9 protein-coding genes and 3 pseudogenes are annotated in these 18,054 nt (G+C 70.3%); 6 read left to right on the top strand and 6 right to left on the bottom strand.

The features are described from left to right. Window positions 1-16 precede the first annotated feature (16 nt). Together AB0P17_RS11420 and AB0P17_RS11415 are read left to right on the top strand one after the other, a co-directional pair. A pseudogene (locus AB0P17_RS11420) lies at window positions 17-819 on the top strand (glycoside hydrolase family 95 protein); the annotation flags it as partial. Window positions 820-858: 39 nt separating this feature from the next. Next, entirely contained in the window at window positions 859-2,448 is a 1,590-nt protein-coding gene (locus AB0P17_RS11415) for a glycoside hydrolase family 95-like protein (protein WP_365809932.1), read from the top strand. Window positions 2,449-2,473: 25 nt separating this feature from the next. On the opposite strand, the gene AB0P17_RS11410 is transcribed toward AB0P17_RS11415, so the two are convergent. After that, the gene (locus tag AB0P17_RS11410; RefSeq protein WP_365809799.1) at window positions 2,474-2,566 is read right to left on the bottom strand and encodes a hypothetical protein; all 93 of its coding nucleotides are present in this window, start codon (window positions 2,564-2,566) and stop codon (window positions 2,474-2,476) included. A gap of 117 nt (window positions 2,567-2,683) precedes the next feature. On the opposite strand from AB0P17_RS11410, the pseudogene AB0P17_RS11405 reads away from it, so the two are divergent. After that, window positions 2,684-2,848: pseudogene (locus AB0P17_RS11405) on the top strand (substrate-binding domain-containing protein); the annotation flags it as partial. 107 nt (window positions 2,849-2,955) lie between these two features. Here the strand turns inward: AB0P17_RS11405 and AB0P17_RS11400 are convergent. Beyond that, window positions 2,956-5,922, bottom strand: a complete 2,967-nt coding sequence (locus AB0P17_RS11400) for a glycosyl hydrolase (protein ID WP_365809797.1) — start codon at window positions 5,920-5,922, stop codon at window positions 2,956-2,958. A gap of 337 nt (window positions 5,923-6,259) precedes the next feature. Here AB0P17_RS11400 and AB0P17_RS11395 point away from each other — a divergent pair, with 337 nt between their 5' ends. From AB0P17_RS11395 to AB0P17_RS11385, 3 genes are read left to right on the top strand one after another with little or no spacing between them, the layout of a single operon-like run. Then, window positions 6,260-8,839 (top strand): beta-L-arabinofuranosidase domain-containing protein, encoded by a 2,580-nt coding sequence (locus AB0P17_RS11395; protein WP_365809795.1) that lies wholly within the window; start codon window positions 6,260-6,262, stop codon window positions 8,837-8,839. 57 nt (window positions 8,840-8,896) lie between these two features. Then, complete coding sequence (locus AB0P17_RS11390; RefSeq protein WP_365809793.1) at window positions 8,897-12,319, top strand: glycosyl hydrolase; 3,423 nt, start codon at window positions 8,897-8,899, stop codon at window positions 12,317-12,319. A gap of 15 nt (window positions 12,320-12,334) precedes the next feature. Beyond that, window positions 12,335-15,562 (top strand): family 78 glycoside hydrolase catalytic domain, encoded by a 3,228-nt coding sequence (locus AB0P17_RS11385; RefSeq protein WP_365809791.1) that lies wholly within the window; start codon window positions 12,335-12,337, stop codon window positions 15,560-15,562. A 148-nt stretch (window positions 15,563-15,710) separates the two neighbouring features. On the opposite strand, the pseudogene AB0P17_RS11380 reads toward AB0P17_RS11385, so the two are convergent. From AB0P17_RS11380 to AB0P17_RS11365, 4 genes and pseudogenes are all read right to left on the bottom strand, one after another. After that, a pseudogene (locus AB0P17_RS11380) lies at window positions 15,711-15,977 on the bottom strand (hypothetical protein); the annotation flags it as partial. A gap of 162 nt (window positions 15,978-16,139) precedes the next feature. Further along, on the bottom strand, window positions 16,140-16,394 hold the full coding sequence (locus AB0P17_RS11375; RefSeq protein WP_365809789.1) for a DUF6415 family natural product biosynthesis protein: 255 nt from the start codon (window positions 16,392-16,394) through the stop codon (window positions 16,140-16,142). Window positions 16,395-16,502: 108 nt separating this feature from the next. Then, on the bottom strand, window positions 16,503-16,859 hold the full coding sequence (locus tag AB0P17_RS11370; RefSeq protein ID WP_365809787.1) for a hypothetical protein: 357 nt from the start codon (window positions 16,857-16,859) through the stop codon (window positions 16,503-16,505). A gap of 157 nt (window positions 16,860-17,016) precedes the next feature. Further along, complete coding sequence (locus tag AB0P17_RS11365; protein WP_365809785.1) at window positions 17,017-18,015, bottom strand: ATP-binding cassette domain-containing protein; 999 nt, start codon at window positions 18,013-18,015, stop codon at window positions 17,017-17,019. Between the last annotated feature and the right edge of the window lie 39 nt (window positions 18,016-18,054).

The raw sequence follows: 18,054 nt of genomic DNA, 5'->3' as shown, positions 1-18,054 counted from the left end.
CACCTGGAGGCACACCATGTCTGAGCTGTCCCGGCGACACGTCCTGGCCGTGGCCGGAGCATCCGCGGCGGCGACCGCGCTGAGTACCGGACTCGCACAGGCGGCAATCGGTGCGGCGGACACCACCGCGCCGTCGGCCACCGGGACCGGAACTCACCCGATGCGGTTGTGGTACCAGGCCCCGGCGGCGGAGTGGCTGGAGGCACTGCCGGTCGGCAACGGCCGGATCGGCGCCATGGTCTTCGGCGGAACGGACACCGAACGGCTCCAGCTCAACGAGGACAGCGTGTGGGCCGGCGGTCCGCACGATTACATCCGTCCCGGCGCAGGGGAGCACCTGGACGAGATCCGCCGCCTGGTCGTGGAGGAGAAGTGGAACCAGGCGCAGCGGCTGATCGACACCAAGTTCATCGGCAGCCCCTCGGAGCAGGTTGCCTACCAGGTGCTCGGCGATCTCGAACTCGCCTTCACCGGAACCGGCGAGGTGACCGACTACGAACGTGAGCTGGACCTGGAGACCGCGGTCGCCCGCACCAGCTACACGCGCGGCGGCGTACGCCATGTGCGCGAGGTCTTCGCCAGCACCCCCGACCAGGTCGTCGTCGTGCGGATGACCACGGACACTCCAGGGAGTATCGGCTTCACCACTCGCTTCACCACCCCCCCCAACGGTCGACCGACTCCGCGGTGGACGCGCACACCGTCGCGCTCGATGGAGTCAGCGGCGACTGGTACGGCCTGCCCGGTTCCGTGCACTTCCGCGCGCTGGCCCGTGCCGAGGCCGAGGGCGGACAGGTCTCCACCGACCAGGGGGCGCTGACCGTCGAGGGCGCCGACTCGGTCACCCTGCTGATCGCCATGGCGACCAGCTACCGCAACTACCTCGATGCCGGCGCCGACCCGAAGGCCAGAGCCCGCCGCCACCTCGACCCGGCCGCGAAGCGAAGGTATGAGCATCTGTGCACCAGGCACGTGGCCGACTACCGGCGGCTGTTCTCCCGGGTCGGCATCGACCTGGGCCCGTCGGAGCGCGCCGGCCTGCCCACCGACCAGCGCATCCCGCTCTTCGCCGACGGCAAGGACCCGCAGTTGGCCGCCCTCTACTTCCAGTACGGCCGCTACCTGCTGGCCTCCTGCTCCCGGTCGCCGGGGCAGCCCGCCAACCTCCAGGGCCTGTGGAACGACAGCCTGAACCCGGCCTGGGAATCCAAGTACACTGTCAACATCAACTTCGAGATGAACTACTGGCCCGCGGGGCCCGCCAACCTGGCGGAGTGCTGGGACCCCGCCGTGCAGATGGTCCACGAGCTGGCGGAGTCCGGCACCCGCACCGCCAAGGCGATGTACGACGCGCCGGGCTGGGTGTTGCACCACAACACGGACGGCTGGCGGGGAACCGCGCCGGTGGACGCCGCGCAGTACGGCATGTGGCCGACCGGAGGCGCCTGGCTGTGCGTGATGCTCTGGGACCACTACCGCTTCACCGGTGAAACGGGCGCTCTGATCCGCAACTATCCGGTGATCAAGGGCGCGGTGGAGTTCTTCCTCGACACGCTGGTCGTGGACGCGAAGACCGGATGGCTCGTCACCAACCCCTCACAGTCCCCAGAGGTCACCCACCACCAGGACGAGGGCGAAAGCGTCAGTATCTGCGTCGGCCCCACCATGGACATGCAGCTCCTGCGCGACCTGTTCGACGCCTACCGGCAGGCCGCGAAGGTGCTGCACCGCGATGCCGGCTTCGTCGAACGGGTCTCCGAGATCCGCGACCGCCTCGCGCCCACGCGGATCGGCTACCTCGGCCAGATCCAGGAGTGGCTGGAGGACTGGGAGGAGGCGGCGCTGGTGCGGAGCCGCCATGTCTCCCACCTGTACGGGGTGTTCCCGAGCGGGCAGATCAACCCGCGCACGACCCCGGAACTCGCCGCGGCGGCGGTGAAGAGCCTGGAGCTGCGGGGAACGGCGGGGCAGGGCTGGTCCCTCGCCTGGAAGATCGACATGTGGGCCAGACTGCTGGAACCGGCGCGCGCCTACAAGCACCTGTCGGACCTGCTCACCCCGGCGCGCACGGCCCCCAACCTCTTCGACCTGCACCCGCCGTTCCAGATCGACGGCAACTTCGGCGGCGTCTCCGGCATCACCGAGATGCTGCTGCAGAGCCACGCCGACGAGATTGACCTCCTGCCGGCGCTGCCCGAGACATGGCCCACCGGATCCTTCCGCGGACTGCGCTCCCGCGGTGGCTTCGAGGTCGACCTCGCGTGGACGGCCTACGGGATCACGGAAGTCGAGATCCGCTCCCTGCTCGGCAACCCGGTGCGTGTCCGCACCCCGCACCCGGTGGACGTCGAGGGCGCAGGGGCCGACCGCCCCGAGGAGTGCGTGGTGTCCTTCGACACTCGCCGGGGCGGCCGGTACCGTCTGACCGCCGCGAAGACGGGTCGCTGACCCGGGGAAGCGGCGGAACGTCACGTCACAGGGAGCCGGAAGCGGACCGTCGGTCGCGCAGCGGCATCCATACCCGCATCGCGCCGTCGCCGCGGTTGTCCCACTGGAAGTAGGGCATCGCGGTGGCGTGCGCGGGGCAGCCGGAGTCGTCGCTCGCCGGGCCGCCGAGCGTGCGCTACGGCAGCCCCGCCTGTGGGCGCCGGTGACCGCCACCGCCGGGGTCCGCAGCGTGATGGCCGCCACCGTGCCGCCGACGTCGGTTCGCCGGCCGGCCCGCACCATGGGCACCCTGGCCGCCCAGATGCTGCTGCAGGAGACCGACGCCCACGCGGGCGAGCACCGCCACCAACGCATCGTGCTGCGAGCGGAGTTGGTGGTCCGCAAGTCGAACCTGGCTTGAGAGCGGCGCGAGCAGTTGTCTGAAGAGCGCGCGATCGTCCGAAAGGCCATCGGCGGCCTGGTCGGGTGACCAGGCCGCCGATGGCCTTTCCGGTGCGGGGTGCCCTGTTACGCCTGCACGGTGCCCCGCCCGTACGGCACGATCCGTACCGGGCCGATGAGCCCGTAGTCCTGCCGTTTGCCGGCCCCGAACACGGACGGGCGGGCGACCCGCAGCCGGTTCAGGAGGGTCGTCGCCACCTCCGCCTCGATGGTGTTGGCGCCCCGCCGCAGCCGGGTGCCGAGGTCGGCGACCCGGGCGAGCTGGTCCAGCGGTGGCAGCTCGCGGCCGTTGACGAGTACGCGGAACGTATCGAAGACGCGGCCCAGGTGAAGCAGCGCGCCGTGCTCTTCGGACCAGTCGTCGCCCAGGACGACGGTGGTGCGGTAGCGGCCCACACCGGAGACGTCTTCCAGGCCGGGGATCTTCGACCAGGGCGCGAGGGCGTCCAGTTGGACGACCTGCTGCTCGTGGGCCGTCTCGGTGGCGCTCGCCCCGGGGCGCCAGTCGTCGACGGTCAGCGTCCAGGAGGTCAGCGCGACGGGCTGCGGTAGCGCGCCGATGACAGTGTTCGTGCTCCGCCCGTCGTCGAACGTGGTGGTGTATGTTCCGGCGGCCGCGGCGCGCATTTCGAGACGGCCCCCATCGCGCACGTGGAGGGAGTCGGCCTGCGTGGCGGTGGCGTGCCGGCGGGGGGTGTCCCGGGTGGGCCGGGCCAGCACGACGACGGTGACCGCACCGGGCTCCAGGTCCACGGTGAGGCGGATGCGGCCGTCGCCGGTGCGGGTGTACAGGGCGATCGGGGTGAGCGTGCCCGTCCACGGGTCGAGGCGGCGCGGGACCGCGCCCTTGACCCCGGTGGTGAGCGTGACGTCATGTGTGATGCGGGTACCGGTCGAACCCTTCTTGCTCACCGCGTCGTTGGCGAAATAGAACCAGTCGGCCTCGACGGTCGCGCGGTGGCTGTGCAGCAGCATGGACGACTGGGCGTACTCGACGTCGCGACGCAGCCCGAGCGCGGCGATGGCCTCGGGCACGTTGGGGCGGTCGGCCACGATGTGGACCGACTTCAACTTGCCCAGGTCCGCAAGGAGTTGACGCAGCCGCGCGTCGCCGCCGGGGCGGGGGACGCCGGGGACGCGGGCGTTGGACCAGTCGCCGATGAGGATGATGGGCAGGCCGGCCTTCGCGTACGAGAGCAGCTTCTCGGCGACGCCCAGCTCCAGCGTGTGCTCCCGTCCGGCCATGACGTCGCCGTCGACCACGAGGGCCTTGAGCGCCGGCCCGTCCGGCGCGAGGCGCCCGTCGCGTACGACGGCCGACGGCAGATCGAGCAGGCGCGGGCTGAGGAACGTGTGCGTCCAGCCGACCGGTACGCCCTCGCCGGAGAACCAGGGGGCGCCGAGTCCGGAACCGGCGTAGCCCTTCTGGCGCAGGATCCCGACGTCGACCTTGTTGACGCCGGTCTGCAGCACGCGCTGCAGGCGGCCGAGGAAGTCGGCGACCGCCGGCGTGTGCCGCCACAGTGGCTGGCGCGGACCCCATGCCTCGCCGTATCCGGCTGCGCCCGAGTACGGTGAGAACGCCGCGAAGCCCGGCCACTCGGCGCCCGGCGCGTCGGCGTATGCGAAGCCGTGGAAGACGGCCTGGTTGACGCCGGCCGCGTACTGCGTGACCAGCTTCTTGAGGGTGTCGGCCCAGGTCGTCGCGTAGGCGCCGCCGGCGGTGGCACCCGCCTCGTTGGACACGATGCGCCCGCCGCCCATGTCTCGGCCGCCCGCCAGGCACCGGAAGTCGTCCAGGTTCTTGAAGCCGAGCGATTCGCCCTCGCTGACGTCCAGGATCGCCGACTTGTAGATGGCATCGGTCTCCAAGCCGTATGGCTGGATGCGTAGTTGGAGGCCGAGCGAGTGCGCCCACATCTGCAGGGGACGCAGATGATGATCGACGTACAACTCGGTCACGACCTCCATGACGTCGCGGCGGACCCCCTTGTCCAGGGTCGGCTCGAAACTGAATACGTGGTCCTCGTGCTTCTCCACGAACGCGGCCAGATAGGGCAGCAGCGAGTAGCCCATGCGGCGTTCGAACTCCGCCGGCAGTGCGGGGGTCCACAGCGTGGCTTCGGTCTCCATCTCGATGGAGTCCTCGAACAGGGCCCCGCCCGTCTCGCGCAGGAGCGAGCGGATCGTGGGGGTGAGGATGTGCTCCTCCCAGAAGTCGGTGACCGCGCCGGTGCCGACGTCGCTGAAGTGGTCGACAACGTAGGAGAGGGGAGTGGTGTGGTTCCTTCCCTCCGGGCGCTGGCCGGACCCGCGCTCCCAGTACGCGACGATCAGCCAGGTGCCCCCGTCGTCGGGCGCCGTCCAGGACACACGGCCACCGTCGACATGCGTGGCGAGATCGGTGACAGTCGCCTGGTCCAGGCGCACCGGCTCGGCCGTCGGTGAACTGCCCGCCGACACACGGACGGCCTGGGCGAGGAAGAGCCGCTGGTCCGTCACGCCCGGCTCGGGCTCTTCGGCTGTCGGCAGCGGACCCTCGTACGTCGATCCCGCGGCTACAGTGGTGAGTCCGTGGGCGAGTTCCTTCGCCGCGGCCGGGCTGTCGGGCGTGATGGAGGGAACAGCGGCGGGCCAGGCCGGGCCGATGGTCAGGTCGACCAGGACGTCGCGCTTCTTGGCCTCGCGCAGGGCGGCCTCGATGGCGGCGCGCCAGGCCGTGGTGCCCCAGCCGTAGCGGACCGTGTCCAGCTGCTGGGTCATGCTGTGGGTGACCGCCGCGATCTCCACACCGCCGAACCCGGCGTCGGCGATCGCCCGCACCTCCCTGGCGATCTCACCGGTGTCGACCAGTGCGTCGGGCCACCACCAGCGGAACTTGGCTCGCACGGCGGACGCCGGGTCGCGCAGGTCGAAGGCGGCGCCGGCCGCGAGGTCCGCCGCGGCGGCCCCTGTCGCGGTGTGCCAGGGCAGAGCCGTCGCGACGCCTGCCAGGGCGCCCATTCTCAGCAGTGTCCGGCGTCGCAGACTCATGGCTCTCCTTGCCGAGGTCACTGGGCGATTAAACGATTCAATCAGTGCGGGTGGAAACCTACGTTGCGGCGTGGCGGCAGACAAGGGGTGGTCGACAACTATCCCGGCGCAAGCGTCTTGACGGGCGGTGTCGCCTCGCGCAGAGTGGCCGTCGGCGCGATACGAAACGATTCAACGATACGGATTACGCCGGCGGGTGAGGTGGCTTGCCCACGCCTCCATGTGCCGGCCGAATCCCGGTCGTGGATCATCCTTGGCCCGTCCTGCTGTCCCCTCGCTCCCCGCATCCCTCCTGATCGTCTTCCGCCGTACGCCCACGCCGCAACGGAGCCGCCGCATGCCAAGTCAGCACCTGACGAGACGCACCTTCGTTGCCGGGTCCGGGGCGGCGGTCTCTGTCGCGCTGAGGGCGGGAGCCGCGTGGGCGGCCGACCCGGTGCGCACGTCCGCCAGCGTGCGTCCCGCGCTCGCCGAGCTCCCGCTGGGCGACGTACGGCTCCTTGAGGGGCCCTTCCGGGACAACATGCGCCGTACCTGTGCCTACTTGCTGGCCGTCGACGCCGAGCGTCTGCTGCACACCTTCCGCGCCAACGTGGGCCTGCCCTCCAACGCCGAACCCTGCGGCGGCTGGGAGGCGCCGACGATCCAGCTGCGCGGCCACACCACCGGTCACCTCCTGTCAGGACTCGCGCTCGCCCACGCGAACACCGGGGACGAAGCGTACGCGGACAAGGCCCGCTGCCTGGTGGACGCCCTGGCGGCCTGCCAGCAGGCCGGACCCGCCGCCGGGTTCACCGAGGGCTACCTGTCGGCGTTCCCCGAGCAGGTCTTCGCGGACCTGGAGGCGGGCGGCAAGCCCTGGGCGCCGTACTACACGATCCACAAGATCATGGCGGGACTGCTCGACCAATACCGACTCTGTGGCAACCTACAGGCGCTCAAGGTCCTTGAGGGTATGGCCCGTTGGACCGATGTGCGGCTGTCGGCGCTGACCGATGCCGAGCTGCGCAACGTACTGCGCGTGGAGTGGGGCGGCATGAACGAGGTGCTCGCCTCCCTCCACCTGGCCACGGGGGACGAATCGGCGCTGCGCACCGCGCGCCGCTTCGACCAGGAGGACCTGTTCGGCCCGCTGGCCGAAGGGCGCGATGAACTCGCCGGGCGGCACGCCAACACCGAGATCGCCAAGATCGTGGGTGCCGCCCGGCTGTACTACGCCACGGGCGAAGGTCGCTACCGGGCGATCGCCGCCAACTTCTGGGACATCGTGGTCCGCGACCACTCGTACGCCATCGGCGGCAACTCCAACCAGGAGTTCTTCGGGCCGCCGCGCGAGATCGTCAGCCGCCTGTCCGAGGACACCTGCGAGAACTGCAACACGTACAACATGCTGAAACTGGGCCGCGGGCTGTTCCTCGGCGACCCGGACAAGGCCGCCTACATGGACCACTACGAGTGGGCGCTGTACAACCAGATGCTCGGCGAGCAGGACCCCGAATCCGAGCACGGCTACGTCACGTACTACACCGGGCTGTGGGCGGGCTCGCGGCGTCAGCCCAAGGGCGGGCTCGGCGCCGCGCCCGGCAGTTACAGCAGCGACTACGACAACTTCTCCTGCGACCACGGCACCGGACTCGAGACGCACACCAAGTTCGTCGACACCATCTACTTCGAGTCGGCGGCCGGTCCGAAGGGGGCAGCGCAGCCGCCCGAGCTGTACGTCAACCTCTTCATCCCCTCGGAACTGAACTGGCACAGCACCGGCGTGACGGTGCGTCTGTCCGGCGGATATCCGGCTGCCTCGGGCAAGGTGCGGATCGCGGTCACCCGCGGCGCGGCATACTTCCGGCTCAAGGTGCGCATCCCGGGCTGGCTCGCCGACGCGGACCGGCCGCTCATCGCGCAGGTGCGGGTCAACGGACGCGACGTCGACTCCGCACAGATACGGCCCGGCGCCTATCTCACGCTGGAACGGCACTGGCGCGCGGGCGACACCGTCGAGCTCGCCTTCCCACGCGAGCTGACCTGGCGGCCCGCGCCCGACAACCCGCACGTCCACGCCCTGTCCTACGGGCCGCTGGTGCTCGCCGGTGCCTATGGGAGCGTCGAGTCGCCCACGATTCCGTCCCTGGTGCGCCCATTGGTGCGTCAAGTCGGAGCGGACACAGTGCAGTTCGCCGCGTCGCAGACGGACGGCACGGCTGTCGCCCTGCGGCCCTTCTACCAGGTCCACCATCAGCACTACAACGTCTACTTCGCGACCGAGCCCCGCCCCGGCCGTCCCCGCGAGTTGGCGCGCTACCTCCTCGACGAGGGCACCGGAGCCACCGTCGCCGATTCCACCGGAGCGACGCCCGACGGCAAGCTCGTCGAGGGGGCCTCCTGGACCACGGGACGCGACGGACGCACCCACGCCGTCGCCCTCGACGGAGCGGGCGGACATATCGCCCTGCCGCCGGGCCTCATTGCGGGACTGACCGAACTCACGCTCAGCGTCTGGGTCCGCGTCGACACCCAGGTCAACTCGGCACGGATCTTCGACCTCGGCTACCACAAGAGCACCTATCTCTTCCTCGCCGCCCGGACCGGCACCGGGCGCCCCCGCGCCGCCTTGAAGATCGCCGGGATGGCCGACGAAGACTTCATCGACGGCGACGCGCCGCTGCCCACGGGGAGGTGGGTGCACATGGCGCTCGCCCTCCGCTCCGGTGGGGGAGTGCTGTACGTCGACGGGGCCGAGGCCGGGCGCAACGACGCGTTTGTCTCCTCCGCGCTGCTGCTCGGCGCGACGCCCCGCAACTACCTGGGCCGCTCGCAGAACTCCACCCACCCGCATCTGCACGGAGCGGTCGCCGAATTCCGCGTACACAACCGGGCGTTGACGGCCCAGGACGTCGGCGCGCTCGCCCGTTCCTGACCGGCCGCCTCAGCCCCGCCACGCCCCATATTCCTCGTACACAGAGAGCGCACTCACATGCCCCAGCAGCTCGATCCCTCCGAGCAGTTCCCGAGCTCTGGCCACTCGGCCGTGACCAGACGCCACTTCGTAGCCCTGTCCGCCCTCACCGCCGCAGCGGTCACCGTAGGTCTGCCCGGCGCGGCGTTCGCCGACGGTCGGCTTTCGGGAGCAGCCCGGTTCGACCCTGCCGGGTTCGCAGATCCGCGCAGGGACAGCCGGCCCGCCGTCTATTGGTACTGGAACGGGCCCGTCACCCACGAACTGGTCGAGCGGCAGATGGCCGATCTGCGCGACAAGGGCATGTACGAGGTCGTCGTCTTCCCCTACGACAACGCGGACATGCAGCCCGCCTTCTTCACAGAGGGCTGGTTCGATGTCGTCGGACACGTCATCGAGACCGCCGATAAGACCGGCATGAAGGTCTGGCTGTTCAACGACAACCACTTCCCGAGCGGCCGCGCCGGCTACTTCATCACCCAGGGCGGCACGGTCGGTTCGCGCACCTACGAGCCGCGCCCCGACCTGCGTCTGAAGGGTCTGTGGCGGTCCACCGCGGTCGTCGAAGGGCCGGGCACGGTGAGCCTGTCCCAGACCACCGGCGTCGGCGTGGACAAGGGCCGGCTCGTGGCCGATGCGGCCGTGCTCGCCGGGCCTGCCGTGCTGCGCGACGGCGCCGAGTGGGGCGAGGTGACCGTCAGCTGCACCGTCAGGGCCGACGTCATCGCCGCCGGTCTCCTCGTACGCGCGTCGTCCTCAGGGCGCGACGGGCTGCTCGTCGAGGCCGACCAGAGCGGGGTCGTCACCCTGTCCCGTGTCGCGGACGGTGCGGTAACCCAGGTCGCCAAGTCCTCGCGTACCGACGGATTCAACAAGACCAAGTTCCACTCCCTCGCGGTCTCCCTGCGCGGCCCGGACTGCTCGGTCACCCTCGACGGCAAGGACAAAGGCACCGTCACCGACGACTCGCTCACGCGCGGCGGAGTCGGCGTGTACGCCCGCGACGGGCAGCGCTCCCTGTGGGAGGACCTGACGGTCACCGGGGCCGACGGCGGCACGCTCTACACCCAGGTCTTCGACGACCCGGCGGCGGCGGGTGACTTCACCGCACGCGACATGCCCGAGCACGCACCGCGCCCGGCCGCGGCCACCGCACGCCCTGCCGGTTCCAAGGACGGGAGTGAACTGGTCGAGCTCACCGAGCAGGCCGACGGCGGCAGTTGGCGGGTGCCCGAGGGCCGCTGGCAGATCGACCTGTTCGGCGGCGTCGACCTGGTCGACAACACCTCTGGCTACATACGCGGTTACACCGATCTCCTCGACGACGAGCCCGTGGAGCTGTTCCTTGACATTGTGCCGGGCGAGTACCACCGCCGGTTCGGCCGCTACTTCGGCAACGTGATCAAGGGCTTCTGGGACGATGAGCCGTTCATAGCCTCCGCCGGGCCGCACCCCTTCAAGCGCCGCCCCTGGTCGCCGACGCTCGCCGGCGCCCTCGCCGAGATCGGGGCCGAACCGGGCGCCGCGTACGCGAGCGCCTTCGACGACCTGGGCGAACGGGGCCGGGTGCTGCGCGGCCGGTACTGGCAGGCCGTCTCCGACCGGTTCTCGCGCTACTTCCAGAAGCAGGCGGAGCAGTACGCCGAGTGGGGCGTACGCCTGGTCACCAACCCGCTGTACGACGAGGTGGGCGTGTCCAAGCGCATCGTCTCCACCGGTGACCTGCACAAGGTCAACCAGTGGGCGCAGGTGCCCGGCGGCGACTGCATCACCGCCGAGTACGAGCTGAACACGCCGACGACGGATCCGCGCAACCCGGCATCCGTTGCCCACCAGACGGGCCGCCCGCGGGTGCTGATGGAGGCGTTCGGCAACATGGGTTGGCAGATCGCCCCGGACTTCATGCGGGCCCTGCTCGGCGCGTTCGCGACGCGCGGCATCAACCTCACCGTGCTGCACGCCCTGTGGACCGACGAGACACGCGTCTTCTTCGCGCCGCCGTTCGGGCCGCGCAACCCCTGGTGGTGGGCGATGCCGCCGGTCTCGGCGTGGATCGGACGAGTCATGGAGCTCGCGCGCGGCACCTCCGGCGCGCGGACCGCGCTGCTCCAACCTCAGCGCGCCGCCGAGCAGTTCACCGCCACCGACCAGCAGGCCGCGGTGGACGACGGCTTCACGGATGCCGCCTACGCCCTGGAACGCGCCCAGGTCGACTTCGACCTCGTCCACGAAGGCGCGCTCAGCGGGGACAAGGCGCTCCTCGCGCACGCCGAGGCGGACGACGGCAGGCTCCGCGTGGGCCATGCGGCGTACGAGCTGGTCGTCCTGCCCGCCACTCCCGTACTCGACACCGCGACCGTGCGCGCGCTCGCCGACTTCGTACGCTCCGGAGGCACCGCCGTCGCCGTGGGCGAGCTGCCGGCGCTCGCGGCCGACGGTGACGAGGCGGCGCTCGCTCGTGAACTCGCCAAGCTCTTCCCCGCAGTGGGGATCCGCCGCTTCGGCAAGGGCCGCGCCGTGCACCTCACGGACGTCGGGAGGCTGCGGGACGTAGCACAGGAGGCGTCGGTCGCCGCCGCCGTCCTGGAACCCGCGGCCGACGCGGTCCGCGTGCTGCGCACCACGCGCGGCGGTGACACGGCGTTCCTGTTCAACAACGAAAGCGGCATTCCGGTCACCACCATGGCCCTGCTGCCCGCCCACGGCGAGCCCGAACTGTGGGACCCGGCGACCGGCACGGTGCGGCCCGCCCCCGTACGCGGCCTGCTCACGCGCGACGGCGTCCGCTTGCCGATCACCCTCGCCCCGTACGAGACGCTCGCCGTGGTGGTGCGCAAGAGCGCCAAGGCAGCCCCGTACCTCACCGATGCCGACGGCCTGCCCGTCACCCAGGTGAGCCGCGAGCGGCGCACCCTGCGCGTGAGCGCTCTCGCCGAAGTCCCCGGCACCCACCGCCTCACGGGCAGCGACGGCGAACGCACCTACCGGGGGACGGCGAAGGTCGACGACCCGCTCACGCCGCTCGCCCTCGACGGCGACTGGACACTGACCCTGGCCAAGGACGGCGCCGAGCCCGTCACCCGCCCCCTGGCGAGCTGGGTCGACCTCGACCCGCTGTTCTCCGGCAGCGGCACGTACACCAAGGACGTCACCCTCGACGTGGCGGCCCTCGACGGGCGGCGCTTCCTTCTCGACCTCGGCACGGTGCGCGAGGTAGCCGATGTCACCCTCAACGGCATGGAGTTCGCACCAGCGGTGTGGGCGCCGTACGTCGTGGACGTGACCGAAGGCCTGAAGCCCGGCGTGAACCACCTCAGCGTCCGGGTCTCCAACACCCTGTCCAACGAACGCAAGAAGCCGCTGCCGTCCGGCCTGGTCGGCCCGGTGACCCTTCGCCCACGGCGGTCCCTGACCGTCGACCTGACGCCGGCCCACGCCTGAACCCGGAGACCTCCCATGGCCAGACGAACCCTCCTGCTCGCCGCGGCACTGACCGCCCTGGTCACCGTCGTATCCTCCGCGGTGCCGGCCACGGCCGCCACCGATCACGGCGCCATGGCAGCCACCTCCCTGCGCACCCAGCACCTGCGCACCGCACTCGGCATCGACGACACCACGCCCGATCTGAGCTGGCAGCTGACCGCAGACGGTCCGGGTGCCACCCAGCACGCCTACCGTGTGCAGGCCGCCACCAGCCGCGCCGCGCTGGAGCGGGGCCGGCCCGACCTGTGGGACTCGGGTCAGGTCGACTCGCCCGTGCCGCAGGCGACGTACGCGGGCAAGGCACTCGGCTCCCGCAAGATCGTTCACTGGCGCGTCCAGCTCTGGTCGCAGGGCTCCGGCCGGGCCTCCGCATGGAGCGCGCCCGCCGTCTTCGAGACCGGGCTGACCGAGGCGGGCGACTGGTCCGCCGACTGGATCACCCACGAGGACTGGCAGCTCGGCAAGCGCACGGTGCAGCCGGTGACAGTTTCCCTGCCGCGCACCACGGCCCGCCATGTACGCCTCGACGTCACCCGCCTGGGGCTGCCCCTCGCCGACGAGTTTCCCGCGCTCGCCCATCGCGTGCAGCTGGCCGAGATCGCAGTGCGCGACTCCGCCGACCCGGCCACCGAACTCGCCGAGGGCGCCACGGTCACCGTCTCCGAGTCCGACACCGAACGCAAGGTGTGGGAACCGAAGCTGGCCGTCGACGGCGTCACCAACAGCGCCTGGAGTCAGGCCGCCGGATACGCGAGTCTGCCCCACCCGAGCGCCGACGTGAGCGACAAGCCCGTCACCGTCACCCTCGACCTCGAAGAGACGAAGACCTTCGACCAGGTCGTCCTCTATCCGCGCGCCGACATCCTCACCGACGACGGACGCGTACCGGGCTTCCCCGTCGACTACAAGCTGGTCGCTGCCGACGCCGCCGACGGCCCGTACACGACGGTCGCCGACGTCACCGGGCAGCGGCCGCCCGAGCCGTACCTGCCCTCCGGACTCCCGCTGTTCGCCAAGGACTTCACCCTGCCCAAGGATATCCGCCAGGCACGCCTCTACATGACGGGCCTCGGCGTGTACGACGCGGACGTCAACGGCGCACCGGTCGGCGACGCCGTCCTCGAGCCGGCCAACACCGACTTCGCGGACCGCGTCCAGTACGCCACGTACGACATCACGGACCAACTCCGGTCCGGTGCAAACACGTTGGCCGTCGAACTCGGCAACGGCATCTCCAACCAGCTCAGCACCGCCGGCCGCTACCGCAAGCTGTACGGCAACAAGGCGGACCCCGCGCTCATCGCCCAGCTGGAGGTGACGCTCGCGGACGGCACCGTACGCCGCATCTCCAGTGGCGCCGACTGGCACACCGCACTCGGCGCGACCACGTCGTCGAACTGGTACGGCGGCGAGGACTACGACGCTCGCCGCGAGATCCCGCGCTGGAACAAGCCGGGAGCCGATCGTTCGAAGTGGGGCCACGCCACCGAAGCCGGCGCAGACAACCAGCCCGCACTCAGTGCCCGCGAGACCGAACCGGTCCGCGTCGTCGAGACGCTCAAGGCCACCGAGGTGCCCGAAGCCGCGGCCGGTAGCCGCATCTTCGACCTCGGCCGCAACATCGCCGGCTGGCCGGAGATCACCGTCACCGCACCCAAGGGCACCACGATCCGCGCCTACCCGGCCGAAAGCCTCAAGGACGGCCACGCCCACCAGTCGATCAGCAACGTCGGCGCACCCCTGTGGGACAGCTACACGACGAGCGACGGCTCCCGGCCGCGGACCTGGCACCCCAAGTTCAGTTACCACGGCTTCCGTTACGTGGAGATCAGGGGACTGCCCGAGGACGCCACCCTCTCCGTGCGTGGCAAGGTCCTGCGCGTCGACAACACCTCCGCGGGCTCCTTCACCAGCTCCAACGAACTGATCAACGGCATCCACTCGCTGATCCGCCGCTCCGTCGAGGGCAACATGATGAGCGTCCTCACCGACTGCCCCAGCCGCGAAAAGCTGGGGTGGCTGGAGCAGGACCAACTGGTCTTCCCCACCCTCGCCGCCAACTACGACCTGAGCGCCCACCTCCGCAAGATCGTGCGCGACATGGCGGACGCACAAACGGCAGACGGCCTGATTCCCTCCACGGTCCCCGACTACGTCCAACTCTCCGGTACCTACCGCAATGACCCGAACTGGGGCGGCGCGTTCGTCCTCGTCCCTTGGCAGCTGTACACGACCTACGGCGACAGGGAAACGCTGCGCACGTACTACCCGCAGATGAAGAAGTACGTGACGTTCCTGGAGCAGAAGGTCTCCGGGGGTATCCTCGACTACTCCCTTGGAGACTGGTTCACCCCGGACCGGACGTTCCCCAAGGCGGTATCCGGCACCTACGGCTACTGGCGCGTGGTGAACACCCTCGGCGACATCGCGGAAGTCCTCCGCGAGGATGACGACCAGGCGACATACCGGGCCAAGGCCCACGCGAGCGCGCAAGCGCTGTCGGACAAGTTCTACGACCCGGCCACGGGGACGTTCGGCGGCGGCGGGCAGGGCGCGGAGGCGCTCGCCCTCGACATGGGTGCGCACCCGCAGGCCGAACGGTCCCGTCTGCTCGACCACTTGGTCACGTCGGTGACGGCAGCGGACCACCATCTGCTGCTCGGCGAAATCTCCCTGCCGGCCGCCATCCGCGTGCTGTCCCAGGAGGGCCACGACCAGCTCGTCTACAAGATCGCCACACAGACGACGTCCCCCAGCTACGGCTACCAGGTCCTCGCCGGCAACACCGCACTTGGTGAGAGCTGGGACGGCGGCTCGGGCCAGTCGCAGAACCACTTCATGCTCGGCGCGATCGACGCCTGGTTCACCACGCGCCTGGCCGGCCTCGGCCAGGCCCCCGGCTCGGTCGGCTACCGCGAGCTGCGCATCGCCCCGGCGGTCGTCGGCGACCTGTCCTCGGCACGTGCCACCTACACGACGCCGTACGGCCAGGCTGCGAGTGAATGGCGGCGGGACGGCAACGAGTTCCGCCTCACAGCGCGGGTGCCCGCGGGCAGCACGGCCAGGATCGAGGTGCCGGTGACCTCAGGCGAGGTGCGGGCGCCGCAGGGTGCGCGCATGGTCGGCAAGGACGGGAAGACGGCTGTGTACGAGGTGGGTTCCGGGGTGTGGTCGTTCGCCTCGGTGTATGAGAACGAGTAGGAGAAACGGAGGCCGTGGGTTCGGCCGGGGCCGACTCGGCCGGATCCTGGCCGGTCTCGGCCCGGGGAGGTTTGCCGCTGAGCGCACCGTCACGCCGGACGCCTGACGAGTCACGCGACGCCGCGCCCCGGGGCGGCATCAGCGTCGGTCACGGACTCCGCGCCATGCCTCCTCCTGTTTCCCTCGCCGCAGACGAGCTCGTCGACGGGGGCCATCCGCCGCCAATTCTCGTTGTCGAGGCGCCAGGCCATGTCCAGCGCCACCGGATTACTGCCGAATCAGGTGACGGGCCGCAGCTCGGTTCTTTCGAGCCGGGGAAGCCGGGCTGCTCAAGGAGGACGTCACTGACCTTGAGCCCGAAGCAGAGACACGACACGGGGAAATACCCACCTCGTCGCGTGCCCCCGACGTGAACAGCGAGGAAACGGCATGCGCAGGGTTCGCACGGCGACGCTCTTCTCCAGGAGCCAGACGTCGGCGATTCGCTGCTCGGCGTATTCGAAGTCGTACTCGTCTTGCGGGGCGGCTACCACCGTGGCGGTCACCGTCGGGTGCTTGACGGCGTTGGGGTCGTGCATCACTCGGCCCCCTTGATGTGGCGGGCTTCGATCAGCTCTTCGACCAGATCGGAGGTCACGAAGGCCAGGCGGCGGGCGAGGCCGACAGCTTGTTGGCGGCCGGCCGGCGTGCGCTCGTCCCGCATGGGGAGCCCTCGCTCTCCGAGCCGGACCATCTCCGCAATGGGCGGGTACCTCTCGTCGGTGACAGCGACGTCACCGAGCCGGTTCAGGTGGCCGCGGAGGCGTTCAACCAGCGCCGCGATCGTGGCCACGGTAGACATCAATCTCGCCCGAGCCGTTCACGAACCCTCCCCAGCGGAGTTTTCCCCGGCCTCACCTGTGGCATCAGCGTGCCGGCATCCACGTTACGAAGGCCTGCTTCACCTCGGTACGGAATGAGCGGTCATGCCCCTGATCAGCGGTCTGCCAATACCTCCGAGGCCCGGTGACACCACTTTTCCGAGCAGTGAGCCGATGACGAAGAGAATCGACACGGCGATCAGGTAACGGAGGAGGTCGGCCGCCACGGAGCCGAGCAGCGGTGCCGTACGACAGACCGGAAGGCTGCGGAACCGGTCGGTGACGCCGTTCTTCAGGTCGAGGTTGATGGCCGACCCGGTGGAGATCATGCCGGCCAGGCCGGCGCCCATGGCGAGGATCCCGGGGAACAGGTACTGCAGGTACTCGGCGGTGGAACCGGCGACCGGGCCGCCGAACAGATAGAGGAACAGGACCATGAACAGTGCGGGGTGATGACGCCGTTGATGACCGGGCCCGGGTTCCGGGCGGTCTTGACAAGGCTGCGCCGGGCGAGGATCCCACTGTGGCGGAAGGTGGCGAAGCCTCGGGGCCGGGCGGTCCGGGCGGTCCGCGCTGTCGGGGGGAGGGTGGCGGTCATGCGGCGTCCTTGGCGCCGACGGTGGGGACCCCGGGCAGGGAGAGGAAGACCTCGTCGAGACTGGGAAGGCGGAACGCGAACTCGCCGACGTCGATGCCGTGGCGCCGGAGTTCGGCGGTGATCTCGAAGAACTCCGCGTCGCCGGCGACCGGTACGACGAGTTCGTGGTGGCGTGACCGGTCAGGCTCACGCCCGGCGACGCGGGCGACGACCGCGGCGGCCGGGGCGAGGTCGCCGACATCGACCGGGCGGAGCACGATGGTGTGCCCGCCGACCTCCCGCTTCAGATCCGCAGGGGTGCCGGAGGCGATGACTCGTCCGTGGTCGATGACGGTGACCTCGTCGGCGAGGGCGTCGGCCTCTTCGAGGTACTGCGTCGTGAGCAGCACCGTCACACCGTCCTGGGCGAGCCCCCGAATCATCTGCCACAACTCGTCGCGCTTTCCGGGGTCCAGCCCGACCGAGGGCTCGTCGAGGAATATGATCTCCGGCCGCCCCACCAGACTGGCGGCGAGGTCGAGCCGGCGTCGCATCCCTCCCGAGTAGGTGGCGGCGCGCCGGTCCGCCGCGTCGTCGAGGCCGAAACGGGAGAGCGACTCGTCCGCCCGTCGGCGGGCGTCGTGCCGTCCGAGGTCGAGGAGCCGGCCGATCATGACCAGGTTGGACCGCCCGGACAGTTCGTTGTCGACACTCGTGTGCTGCCCCGACAGCGCGATGCGCCGGCGGACCTGAGCGGGATCCCGCCGTACGTCGATCCCGGCCACGCGCACCTGGCCCGCGTCGGGGCGCAGCAGGGTCGCCAGCACGCGGACCACGGTCGTCTTGCCCGCGCCGTTGGGCCCCAGTACTCCCAGCACATGTCCTCGGGGAGCCGAGAGGCTCACTCCGTCGACCGCTGTCGTCCGGCCGAATCTTTTGACAAGCCCTTCGACCTCAAATCCCTTGTCACCCACTGGCAATCTCCGATGCTCGCGTCTTCCAGATGACGGTATCATCTGGATGCTGTCTGTATCATGGCACAGCGGAAGCGGAAG

It is taken from the genome of Streptomyces sp. NPDC088124 (assembly GCF_040685895.1).
Lineage (GTDB): Bacteria > Actinomycetota > Actinomycetes > Streptomycetales > Streptomycetaceae > Streptomyces.
This window is presented reverse-complemented; position numbering and strand designations above follow the sequence as displayed.